The organism is Devosia sp. P2_G7, assembly GCF_056403495.1.
The window spans coordinates 185,700-198,108 of sequence record NZ_JBFUFI010000005.1 but is presented as its reverse complement, the minus strand read 5'-3'; the positions used below and the strand labels follow the sequence as shown (position 1 = coordinate 198,108).

Below are 12,409 nucleotides of genomic sequence, written 5' to 3'. Positions count from 1 at the left end.
GGCCAAGCGTCAGATCAGGTGGCGGATTTCCTTGCGGAAGGCCTCGGCGAGATCCGGCCGGTCTAGTGCGAACACCACGTTGGCGGTGAGGAAGCCGAGCTTCGAACCGCAATCGAAGACCTTGCCGTCGTATTTCACGCCGGTGAAGTTCTGCGTGCGGATCAGGATCTGCATGGCATCGGTCAGCTGGATTTCGCCACCGGCGCCCTTGGTCTGCTCGCTGAGTAGCGTGAAGATTTCGGGCTGCAGGATGTAGCGGCCGGAGATGAAAAGGTTGGACGGGGCGTCCGCCGGCTTGGGCTTTTCCACCATGCCGGTGATCTTGAAACCCGAATCGGGGCCCTTGCCGCGCGCCACGATGCCGTAGCTCGACACCTCCGCTGGGTCGACTTCCTCGACGCCGATGATGTTGCCGCCGGTTTCCTCATAGGCTTGCATCATCTGCTTCATCACGCCGGGCTTGGCCTTGAACACCATGTCGGGCAAGAGCAGTGCGAAGGGCTGGTTGCCCACCAGTTCGCGAGCGCACCACACCGCGTGGCCGAGCCCGAGCGGCTCCTGCTGGCGGGTGAAACTGGTCTGGCCGGCCGAGGGCAAGTCCTTCTGCAACTCCGACAGAGCATCGGTCTTGCCGCGGGTTTCGAGTGTATGCTCGAGTTCGTACTGGCGATCGAAATGGTCCTCGATGACGCCCTTGTTGCGCCCGGTGACGAAGACGAAATGCTCGATGCCCGCCTCGCGCGCCTCGTCCACGGCGTACTGGATCAGCGGCCGATCGACCACGGTCAGCATTTCCTTGGGCATCGCCTTGGTGGCAGGCAGGAAGCGGGTGCCGAGACCCGCAACCGGGAAAACGGCGGTGCGCACGCGATTGGGCAAGGAGGAACTCCTGAAAAGGCGGGAGAGGGGGCTATAGGCAGGCTATAAGGCGTTTCTTAGCATCTCGCGAATTAGCGTCCATGCCGTTAATTTCGGGTTTGAGGGTTGAACCATGACGGTTCTGGTCACCGGCGGCGCCGGCTATATCGGCAGCCACATGGTGCTGCGGCTAGCCGACGCCGGACAGCAGGTCGTGGTGCTCGACAACCTCACCACCGGCTTCGATTGGGCCATCGACCACCGGGCGACGTTCGTTCAGGGCAATGCCGGCGACATGGAGCTGGTGGGCAAGCTCATCGCCGAGCACGGCATCACCGAGATCGTCCACTTCGCCGGCTCGATCGTGGTGCCGGAATCGGTCAGCGATCCGCTGAAGTACTACGCCAACAATACCGCCACCTCGCGCAACCTCATCGAGGCGGCGGTGAAGGGCGGGGTGAAGCACTTCATCTTCTCGTCGACCGCCGCGGTTTACGGAAATGCCGGGCTCGAGCCGGTGGCCGAGACGAACCAGCTAATGCCCGAGTCGCCCTATGGCCGCTCCAAGCTGATGACCGAGCTGATGCTCGCCGATGTTGCTGCGGCGCACCCGCTGACCTATGGCGTGCTGCGCTACTTCAATGTCGCCGGCGCTGATCCCAAGAAGCGCAGCGGCCAGTCGTCGCCCACTGCGACGCACCTGATCAAGGTCGCCGCGCAGGCCGCCCTTGGGCAGCGGCCGAGCATGGGGATTTTCGGCACCGATTTCCCGACCCCCGACGGCACCGGGGTGCGCGACTACATCCATGTCAGCGACCTGGTCGAGGCGCATGCCCTGCTGCTCGACTACCTGCGCAAGGGCGGCGCGTCGGTCACCATGAACTGCGGCTATGGCCGTGGCTTCTCGGTGCGCGACGTGGTGCGCACGGTGAAGGAAGTCTCGGGCGTCGACTTCAAGGTGATCGAGGAGCCGCGCCGCGCCGGCGACCCGGCTTCGATCGTCGCCAAGGCCGACAAGGTGCGGCAAGTGCTGGGATGGAAGCCGGCGCATGATGACCTGAACGAGATCGTTGACGCGGCGATGAACTGGGAGCGCTATTTAGCCACACGGAACAGGTAGCGATTCGTTATGCAACGTAAGCTCGCTCTTTTCGTCGCGCTCCTCGGTCTCAGCTCGCCGGCGTTGGCTCAGCCGGTTGAGAGCTTCGAGTCTTTCATCAAGAACTTCGAAGCGACAGCGGTGGCCGCTGGTGTGACCCATGAAACTTACGCCAAGGCGATGTACGGCCTGAAGCCCGATCCGAATGTGCCGGAACTGGTGACCGCGCAGCCCGAGTTCACGACTCCGCTGTGGGACTACATCGACAAGCGCGTCACCGAGTGGCGCATGGGCAAGGGCAAGGAAGCGATCGAGCAAAACCAGGCCCTGCTGACAGCTACCGGCGAGAAGTATGGCGTTGATCCTTATCTCCTGGCCTCGATCTGGGGCATCGAGACCAACTACGGTCGAGTGCTCGCCGATCCCAAGTTTATCCGTCCGATCATCCCATCCCTGGCCACTCTGGTGCATCAGCGGCGCGTTCGGCTCGAAGGCGACACGGCGGACCTGATCGCGGCGCTGCTTCTGGTCCAACGCGGGCCGCTCGACGCCACCCAACTGGTCGGCAGCTGGGCCGGCGCGATAGGGCATCTCCAGGTTAACCCCTCCAATGTCATCAAATACGGCAGGGACGGCGATGGCGACGGTGCCATCGACCTGCAGAACTCTCTCGCTGACGCTCTTGCGACCACTGCCGAGTACCTGCTCGGGTTCGGCTACAAGCCCGGCCTCGACTGGGGCTATGAAGTGAGTGTGCCGGATGGGTTCGATTACCTGCTGGCAACACGCGACCAGCTGCGCCCCATCTCGTTCTTCACCGATCTCGGCGTGAGCCGGCTCGGCGGCGCTGCCTTCAGCGACCCGTCGATTCCGGTGTTTCTCTATGCGCCAACGGGAGCCAAGGGACCCAAGTTCCTGATGACGAACAACTACCTCGTCCTCAAGAGCTACAATTTCTCCGACAGCTACGCGATGGCCATCTCTCACCTCGAAGACCGACTGAAGGGGCGCGGCGAGTACATTACGGCCTGGCCGCGGGACACCGAATTCCCCAATCTCGAGCAGCGCAAGGCGATCCAGGAGGCCCTGATCAAGCTCGGGCTCTACGAGGGGCTGGTCGACGGCCGCATTGGGCCGGTCAGCCAGGCTGCATACGCCAAGTTCCAGGCGTCAAAGGGTGAGGTGGCCGACGGGTTCATCACGCTGCACAGCTATGAGGAACTGACTACTGCCGCTTCGCAGTAGATTCTGCGCGAGCGGCCTTAACTTCACCGCGTCACCTCCGCTAAATACCTGCCATGCAGAAGAAACCCAACCGTTTCGTCCTCTGGATCATCGGCGCCGTTGTGGCGGCGCTGGTGCTCACCGACATGCTGCCGATGTTCGTGCAGGCGCGCGAGGCTGAGCAAGCCGCGCCGGCGATCACCCAGCAGGCCGATGACGGGAGCATGCTGGTTGCCCAGCAGGAGCAGCCGCGCAAGAAGCGCCGCACGCTGATGGACCTGCTGTTCGGCAACGACGATCAGCAGCAACAGGAAGAAGCTCCGCTGGTCGAAAAGCCGGTGGTGAAGAAGCAGAAGAAGGCCGCCTTGCCGCCCGCCAAGCCGGCGGTGGAGAAGGCGACCGGCGCCACCCGCCTCGCGGTGTTCGGTGACTCGATGGCGAACGATGTCGGCAAGGCGCTGGAGCGCTTCTATGCCGAGGATCCGAACATCGCCATCCTGACGCAGGGCGTCGCGGACTCGAGCTTCGTGCGGCCGGATTTCTTCGATTGGCCCAAGACCATCAACGAGCAGATCGCGGCCAACAGCTTCGACATCGCGGTGATCCTGATCGGTATCAACGATCGCCAGAAGATGCGGCTCAACGGCGAAAGCTACGGCTCGCTGACCCCTGAATGGACCACCGAATACTCGGCTCGCGTCACCAATGTGGTGAAGGCGCTGCGTGCTGCTGGCAAACCGACGATCTGGATCGGGCTGCCGCCAATGGAGGCGCCAAAGTTCGGCAAGGCGATGATCCAGGTCAACGAAATCCAGCGGCTCGCGGCCTTCAGCGGCGGCGCCGAGTTCCTCGATATCTACGAGCGCTTCGCCACCGAAGATGGCGGCTACACGTCGCGCGGCCCGGACCTCAACGGCAACCAGGTCCGCATGCGCAAGGATGACGGCATCCACTTCTCCGCCGCCGGTGCAGACAAGCTTGCCTTCTACCTCAGCCAGAGCCTCAAGAACTATTATCGCGGCGGCGGCACGGTCGGCATCGAGGTGGCCGATCCGCTGCTCGGCACCGACGCGCAGCTGATGGTGCGTCCACCCTACCAGGGGCTGGGGCAGATGAAGCTGCTCGAAGTCGCGGGCGCGGTGATCTCGCTCACTCACACGCCGCGACGCGCTACCGATCTCGTCACAGCCGACATGGCCGACGCCACATCGGTCGGCTTCGACCTCACGCAGATGATCGATGCGCCAGTCGGCCGTGCTGATGCATTCGGTGTTGGCAGGGTCGAGAACCCCAACCCGAAATGAAGAAGGGGCGCCGAAGCGCCCCTTGAACTCTCAGTACTCCCGCGTTTAGCGCGGCAGCTCAGTGGTCCCCATCAGCCACTGGTCGATCGAGCGGGCGCACTGGCGGCCTTCGCGGATCGCCCATACCACCAGCGACTGGCCGCGGCGCATGTCGCCGCAGGAGAACAGCTTCTCCTTGGTGGTCTTGTACTGCATCACGTCGGCCAGCACGTTGCCGCGCTTGTCGTATTCAACGCCCGAGGCGTTCAGCATGCCGTCCTGCACCGGGCCGAGGAAGCCCATGGCGAGCAGCACCAGGTCGGCCTTGAGCACGAACTCGGTGCCCGGGATCGGCTGGAACTTCGAATCGGCGCGGGCGCAGTGCAGCGCCGTGACCTTGCCGTTCTCACCGTCGAACTTCACGGTGGCAACGGCGAAGTCGCGGACCACACCCTCTTCCTGCGAAGAGGAGGTGCGCATCTTCATCGGGTAGTTCGGCCAGACCAGCGCCTTGTTCTCCTTCTCAGGAGGGGCGGGCATGATTTCGATCTGGGTCACCGACAGGGCGCCCTGGCGGTTCGAGGTGCCGATGCAGTCCGAACCCGTGTCGCCGCCGCCGATCACCACGACATGCTTGCCGGTGGCGAGGATCGGGGCGACGTTGTTCAGCGGCTCGTCGCCATTGCGGCGGTTCTGCTGCGGCAGGAACTGCATGGCGAAGTGGATGCCGTCGAGCTCGCGGCCAGGGATCGGCAGGTCGCGCGGCTTCTCGGCGCCACCGGCGAGGGCCACGGCGTCATACTGGGCCTGCAGTTGCTCGATGGTCACGTCGTAGCCGACGTGGACGCCGGTATGCAGCGTCACGCCTTCGGCCTGCATCTGCTCGGCGCGCCGGTCGATGTGGCGCTTCTCCATCTTGAAGTCGGGGATGCCGTAGCGCATCAGCCCGCCGATCTTGAGGTTTTTCTCATAGAGGTGCACGTCGTGGCCGGCGCGGGCCAGTTGCTGGGCGCAGCTCATGCCGGCGGGGCCGGAGCCGATCACCGCGACCTTCTTGCCGGTCTTGTTGGGGTTGATCTGCGGCTTGATCCAGCCTTCTTCCCAGCCCTTGTCGACAATGGCGCACTCGATCGACTTGATGTTGACCGGGGTGTCCGGGATGTTCAGCGTGCAGCTCGCCTCGCACGGGGCGGGGCAGATGCGGCCGGTGAATTCCGGGAAATTGTTGGTGGAATGAAGGTTCTTCAGCGCCTTCAGCCACTCGCCCTTGTAGACGAGGTCGTTCCAGTCCGGGATCTGGTTGTTCACCGGGCAGCCGTTGTGACAGTACGGAATGCCGCAATCCATGCAGCGCGCCGCCTGGTCGCGGGTGCCCTTGTCGCCCAGCGGGATGACAAACTCGTTGTAGTTCTTCAGCCGCTGCTCGACGGGAAGGTAATCTCGGTCGACGCGATCGATCTCGAGGAAGCCAGTGATCTTGCCCATTATTCTTACTCCGCGGCGATCTGCTGCGCCGCAGCGCGTTGCTGTTCCATCTTGGCCAGGGCCTTGCGATACTCGACCGGCATCACCTTCCTGAACTTGGGCAGGAATTCGTCCCAGTTGCTCAGGATGTGGTTGGCGCGCGACGAGCCGGTGAAGCTCTTGTGGCGCGCGATCAGCTGGTAGAGCCGCTCGGCGTCACGCCGGCCGAGATCGTGGAGGATCTCGACGACGCCCATGGTTTCGAGGTCGCCATGGTGGCCGTATTCGCGGCCGGAGATGTTCTCCTCCTCGACCACCGGCTCCAGCTCGACCATCGCCATGTTGCAGCGGCTCTCGAACGTCTCGTCCTCGTCGAGGACATAGGCGACGCCGCCCGACATGCCAGCCGCGAAGTTGCGGCCGGTCTTGCCCAGCACCACCACCACGCCGCCGGTCATGTACTCGCAGCCATGGTCACCGGTGCCCTCGACCACGGCGATGGCGCCTGAGTTGCGGACCGCGAAGCGTTCGCCGGCCACACCGCGGAAGTAGCACTCCCCGGTAATGGCGCCGTAGAGCGCGGTGTTGCCGATGATGATCGACTCTTCCGGCACGAAGCCGCGCTGTTCCGGCGGCCGGACCACGAGGCGAGCGCCCGAAAGCCCCTTGCCGACATAGTCGTTGGCTTCGCCGACGAGGTCGATCGAGATGCCGCGCGTCGCCCAGGCGCCGAACGCCTGGCCGGCGGTGCCGGTCAAGGAGATGGCGATGGTGTCCTCGGCGAGGCCGGCATGGCCGTAGCGCTTGGCCACCGCGCCGCCGAGCATGGCGCCCGCCGAACGGTCGACGCTGGCGATCTTTTCGACGATCTTCACCGGAGTGCCGTGGTCGAGGGCAGGCCGTGCCTGCTCGATCAGCCGCCGGTCCAGCACGTTGTGGATCGGGTGGTTCTGCACTTCGGTGTGGGTGATCGACACGCCTTCGGCCGCGAACGGCTTGTGGAAGAGCTTCGAGAAATCGAGCCCCTTGGCCTTCCAGTGTTCGACCGCCTCGGTGCGGTCGAGCATCTGCATCTGGCCGACCATTTCCTCGAACTTGGTGTAGCCGAGTTCGGCCATCAGTTCGCGGACTTCCTCGGCGACGAAGAACAGGTAGTTGATGACGTGCTCGGGCTTGCCGGTGAAGCGCGCGCGCAGCACCGGGTCCTGCGTTGCGACGCCGACCGGGCAGGTGTTGAGGTGGCACTTGCGCATCATGATGCAGCCGGCAGCGATCAGCGGAGCCGTCGCCATGCCGAACTCATCGGCACCCAAGAGGGCACCGATCACCACGTCGCGGCCGGTACGGATACCGCCGTCGACCTGCACGGCAATACGGCCGCGCAGCTTGTTGCGCACCAGCGTCTGGTGGGTTTCGGCAAGGCCGATTTCCCACGGGCTGCCGGCATGCTTCAGCGAGGTCAGCGGCGAAGCGCCGGTGCCGCCTTCATAGCCGGAGATGGTCACATGGTCGGCGCGCGCCTTGGCGACGCCGGCGGCAACAGTGCCGACACCGACTTCGGAGACGAGCTTCACCGAGACCTGGCCGTCGGGATTGACGTTCTTCAGGTCGAAGATCAGCTGCGCCAGGTCTTCGATCGAGTAGATGTCATGGTGCGGCGGCGGCGAGATCAGGCCGACACCCGGGGTCGAGTGACGCACCTTGGCGATGGTCTCGTTGACCTTGTCGCCGGGCAACTGGCCGCCTTCGCCGGGCTTGGCACCCTGCGCCATCTTGATCTGCATCATGTCGGAGTTGACGAGATACTCCGTCGTCACGCCGAACCGGCCCGAAGCCACCTGCTTGATGGCCGAGCGCTTGGAATCGCCGTTCGGCATCGGCTTGAAGCGGTCGACTTCCTCGCCGCCCTCGCCGGTGTTCGACTTGCCGCCGATCCGGTTCATGGCGATGGCGAGCGTGGTGTGCGCCTCGAGCGAAATCGAGCCATAGCTCATCGCACCGGTCGAGAAGCGCTTGACGATCTCGACCGCCGGCTCGACCTGATCGAGCGCCACGGGAGCACGGCCATCCTCGCCCGCGCCCTTGATACGGAACAGCGAGCGAATGGTGACGTACTTGTCCTCAACCTCGTTCACGAGCTTCGAGAATTCGCGATACTTGTCCTGGGCATTGCCGCGGGCGGCATGCTGCAGGTTCGCAACCGTCTCGGAACGCCAGACATGCGCCTCGCCGCGCTGGCGGAAGGCGTAGTCGCCGCCGATGTCCAGCACGTCCTCGAGCACCGGCGAGTTGCCGAACGCATCGATGTGGCGCTTCACCGTCTCTTCGGCGACCTCGGCGAGGCCGGCGCCTTCGATGGTGGTGGCGGTACCGGTGAAGTAGGTGTTCACGAACTCCGAGGTCAGGCCGACGGCGTCGAAGATCTGCGCGCCGCAATAGGACTGATAGGTCGAGATGCCCATCTTGGCGGTGACCTTCAGGATGCCCTTACCGATCGCCTTGATGTAGCGATAGATGATCTCGTCTTCGTCGACCTCGCCCGGCAGGTCGGGCTTCATCGCGATCAGTGTCTCGAACGCCAGATAGGGGTTGATCGCCTCGGCGCCATAGCCCGCGAGAGCGCAGAAGTGGTGGATTTCACGCGCTTCGCCGGTCTCGACCACGAGGCCCACCGAGGTACGGAGGCCCTTGTTGATCAGGTGATGGTGCACGCCCGCGGTCGCCAGCAGCGCCGGGATCGCCACCCGGTCGCGACTCATGGCGCGATCGGAGAGGATGATGATGTTGTCGCCCGAGTGGACGGCCATCTCGGCATCCGAGAACACCTGGTCCAGCGCCCGCTTCATGCCCTCGGCGCCTTCCGACACCGGATAGGTGATGTCCAGCGTCTTCGAACGGAACGGGTTGTCCTCCATGCCGCCGATGGCCCGGATCTTCTCCAGGTCTTCGTTGGTGAGGATCGGCTGGCGCACTTCCAGCCGCTGGCGCTTGCCGCCGCCCTTCAAGTCCAGAACGTTCGGGCGCGGGCCGATGAACGAGACGAGGCTCATCACCAGCTCTTCGCGGATCGAGTCGATCGGCGGGTTGGTGACCTGCGCGAAGTTCTGCTTGAAGTAGGTGTAGAGGAGCTTGGACTTGTTCGACAGCGCCGAGATCGGCGTGTCCGTGCCCATCGAGCCCACCGCTTCCTGCCCGGTGGTCGCCATCGGGGTGAGGAGGAGCTTCAGGTCTTCCTGGGTGTAGCCGAACGCCTGCTGCCGATCGAGCAGCGGGATGTCCGAGGTCTTGGGCTCGAAATGCACGGCCGGAAGGTCCTCGAGCACGATCTGGGTGCGCCCGAGCCAGGTCTTGTACGGATGTGCCTGCGCGAGGTCCGCCTTGATCTCCTCGTCGGAGACGATGCGGCCCTGCTTCAGGTCGATCAGCAGCATCTTGCCCGGCTGCAGGCGCCACTTCTTCTTGATCTTTTCGGCCGGGATCGGCAACACTCCGGCTTCCGAGCTCATCACCACTTCGTCATCTTCGGTGACGAGATAGCGGGCCGGGCGCAGCCCGTTGCGGTCGAGCGTCGCGCCGATATGGACACCATCCGAGAAGCACATGGCGGCGGGGCCGTCCCACGGCTCCATCAGCGCAGCGTGATACTCGTAGAATGCGCGGCGATCCTCATCCATCAGCGGGTTGCCGGCCCAGGCCTCGGGGATCAGCATCATGGCCGCATGCGGCAGCGAGTAGCCGCCACGGATCAGGAACTCGAGCGCGTTGTCGAAGCAGGCGGTATCCGACTGCCCCGGATAGGAGATCGGCCACAGCTTGTTGATGTCGCCGCCGAACAGCGGGGACTCGACCGAAGCCTGGCGCGCCGCCATCCAGTTGACGTTGCCGCGCACGGTGTTGATTTCGCCGTTGTGGCAGACGAACCGATAGGGGTGCGCCAGCCGCCAGCTGGGGAAGGTGTTGGTCGAGAAGCGCTGGTGGACGAGCGCGAGCGCCGACTCGAAGTCGGGGTCATGCAGGTCCTGGTAGTAGGCGCCAAGCTGGGCCGCGAGGAACATGCCCTTGTAGACCAGCGTCCGGCAGCTCATCGACACGATATAGAAGTCGTTCGGCTTGCCCTCAAAGGCCGAGAAGATCTTGGCCGACATCACCTTGCGGATGATGTAGAGCTTGCGCTCGAACGCTTCCTCATCGGCGATGCCGTCGCCGCGGCCGATGATCACCTGCCGGTGGCAGGGCTCGGTGGCGACGATCTCGGGGTCCTTCGACAGCGAGGCGTTGTCGGACGGCACATCGCGCCAGCCGACGACCGTCTGGCCCTCGTCTTCGATAACCTTGTTGACGACGCGCTCCATCTTGGCGCGCAGGTCTGCATCCTGCGGCATGAAGATGAAGCCGACGGCGTACTTGCCCTGCTCGGGCAGGTGGAAACCCAGCCGCGCGCTCTCCTTGACGAAGAACTTGTGCGGGATCTGCACCATGATGCCGGCGCCATCGCCCATGAGTGGGTCAGCGCCCACGGCGCCGCGATGCTCGAGGTTCTCGAGGATAGCCAGACCGTTCTGCACGATCTTCTGGCTGGGCAGGTTCTTCATGTTGACGATGAAGCCCACGCCGCAAGCATCGATCTCGCGCGTCGGGTCATAGAGGCCCTCGGCCTGCGGACGCATCACGCCTGTGGGCAGGTCGGTGCGATAGCCGTTTTTGCGATTGGCGGTATCCGTGACGGGAAGTGAGACCATTCCGTTCCGTGCATCAGCCATTTCGCAAAATCCTCTGTTTGCAGTCGTCTTCGAGACCAGGGCGAGTGCCCCGGTGTTCAAGTTCCTTTCGACGCGCCTTCGTCCCCCAGTCGTACCTCAGTGTACGGCTCGAATCCGAGTGCGCAATCCTTTAGTGGGGAGCGGCTCTGCATCCAAATGGCCGCTCATTCGGGCTCGATAAGGCCCCACCCCTCCGTTTCCGCTATCGACAAGCGGTCCAGCCGGATCGGCGTGTGAAACGCATCCGGGGAGACCGGCCGCTCACGAAATTGGACAGACGTACTGTCCTATCGAGGCTACATTTGCATAATTCCAAACTGCGAGCAAGCGCCCGGGAACACTTTTTTGCCGTCTTGTGACAGCTCGGGCGTAGGAGATCGCCCAGAGGTATAGGAAAACAGTAGGAATTGAAGCCCCGGCAGCCTGTGAGTATGCCGTGGTCCGACCCGGAAATCCGGCCGGCAGCAATAGGAGATTTCGCGCTTCGCCAAAGGCATCAGAGTAGGCGCCGGCCAGTTTCTGCCGATGAAACAACAGCTTGCATTTCTATCGACATTGGCCGCGGGGCTCGGCATGTTTCGCGCCGATCCGCGGAGGTACGCCGTGACCACCAGACCGTCGTTCATCGTCAACATCCGCGACGGGCTGCGGCCATTGGATCATGGCGGCTTTGCCGACATGGGCGGGTTAGACCATCCGATCGGCGGTCTGCATGGCCTCACCCATATCGGTATCAACTACGAGGTCACCCCGCCGGGCTCTCGCACCTCATTTCCGCACGCAGAGAAGCTGGAGGAGGAGTTCGTTTTCGTGCTCGGCGGCCGGCCTGATGTGTGGATCGATGGGGAGTTGCACCAACTCGAGGCAGGCGACGCGGTGGCCTTCCCGGCTGGCACGGGAATCGCCCACTCGTTCCTCAACAACAGCGACGAGGACATGCACCTCATCATCCTCGGCGAGCATGAGCTCCCGGGCAACCAGCTCTATTACCCGCTCAATCCCGAGCGGATGGCCGAATTCACCAAGTGGAAAGGCGCCTGGCTCGATGCTCCGAAACGTCCGCTCGGGCCGCATGACGGCAGGGCCCGCGCCGGCACCCGCGAGGCTGATGCGGGCAGCGCCACCCGTCCGCCGTTCATCGCGCGCTACTCCGACGGGCTGAAGCCGTTCCCCAATCCCAGGCACACCAACCACGGCGGCCAGAGCAGCCGCATGGGCGCCGCGCTGGGCCTCACCCGCCTCGGCATCAACTACGACATCGTCGCCCCCGGCAACCGCACCTCCCGCCCACACGCCGAGAGCCACGAGGACGAGTTCGTGCTGGTGCTGCAGGGCCGCCCGGACGTCTGGATCGACGGATATCTCCACGAGCTCACCGAAGGCGATGCCGTGGTCTTTCCTGCTGGCACCGGCATTGCCCACTCGTTCCTCAACAACAGCAGCGAGGACGCCCACCTGCTGGTGATCGGCGAACACGCCCGCGAGGGGAATCAGCTGAACTACCCGCTCAACCCGGAGCGCATGGAGGAGTTCGCGAAAGTGGGGCGTGCGTGGCTCGATGCGCCGAAGCGGGAACTGGGGCCGCATGACGGGATGGCGCGGGCCGGGACGCGGAAGAGTTAGCCGTGATCGTGTTGCGGCAACGAGAAACGTGCCGAACAAAAGTGCAGGACGACAACATGCGTAATTCGGTTGGCGGATGGATACGTCAGGTCACTTAT

7 protein-coding genes are annotated in these 12,409 nt (G+C 64.0%); 4 read left to right on the top strand and 3 right to left on the bottom strand.

Annotation, left to right across the window (positions count from 1 at the left end):
* Nucleotides 1-9 precede the first annotated feature (9 nt).
* Nucleotides 10-879, bottom strand: coding sequence for a UTP--glucose-1-phosphate uridylyltransferase GalU (gene galU, locus AC1DWU_RS10540; protein WP_477149925.1), 870 nt, complete (start codon nucleotides 877-879; stop codon nucleotides 10-12).
* A 112-nt stretch (nucleotides 880-991) separates the two neighbouring features.
* Between galU and galE the strand changes: the two genes are divergently transcribed.
* From galE to AC1DWU_RS10525, 3 genes are read left to right on the top strand one after another with little or no spacing between them, the layout of a single operon-like run.
* The gene (galE, locus tag AC1DWU_RS10535) at nucleotides 992-1,978 is read left to right on the top strand and encodes a UDP-glucose 4-epimerase GalE (RefSeq protein WP_477149924.1); all 987 of its coding nucleotides are present in this window, start codon (nucleotides 992-994) and stop codon (nucleotides 1,976-1,978) included.
* 9 nt (nucleotides 1,979-1,987) lie between these two features.
* Nucleotides 1,988-3,202, top strand: coding sequence for a lytic murein transglycosylase (locus AC1DWU_RS10530; RefSeq protein ID WP_477149923.1), 1,215 nt, complete (start codon nucleotides 1,988-1,990; stop codon nucleotides 3,200-3,202).
* A 53-nt stretch (nucleotides 3,203-3,255) separates the two neighbouring features.
* A complete protein-coding gene (locus AC1DWU_RS10525; protein ID WP_477149922.1) occupies nucleotides 3,256-4,485 on the top strand; it encodes an SGNH/GDSL hydrolase family protein in 1,230 nt (409 codons plus the stop codon).
* 45 nt (nucleotides 4,486-4,530) lie between these two features.
* Here AC1DWU_RS10525 and AC1DWU_RS10520 read toward each other — a convergent pair whose 3' ends face one another.
* Complete coding sequence (locus AC1DWU_RS10520) at nucleotides 4,531-5,949, bottom strand: glutamate synthase subunit beta (protein ID WP_477149921.1); 1,419 nt, start codon at nucleotides 5,947-5,949, stop codon at nucleotides 4,531-4,533.
* Between the two features lie 5 nt (nucleotides 5,950-5,954).
* Nucleotides 5,955-10,595: a glutamate synthase large subunit gene (gene gltB / locus AC1DWU_RS10515; protein ID WP_477150066.1), complete on the bottom strand. Its 4,641-nt coding sequence runs from the start codon at nucleotides 10,593-10,595 to the stop codon at nucleotides 5,955-5,957.
* A 696-nt stretch (nucleotides 10,596-11,291) separates the two neighbouring features.
* Here gltB and AC1DWU_RS10510 point away from each other — a divergent pair.
* Nucleotides 11,292-12,311, top strand: a complete 1,020-nt coding sequence (locus tag AC1DWU_RS10510; protein WP_477149920.1) for a cupin domain-containing protein — start codon at nucleotides 11,292-11,294, stop codon at nucleotides 12,309-12,311.
* Nucleotides 12,312-12,409: the final 98 nt, after the last annotated feature.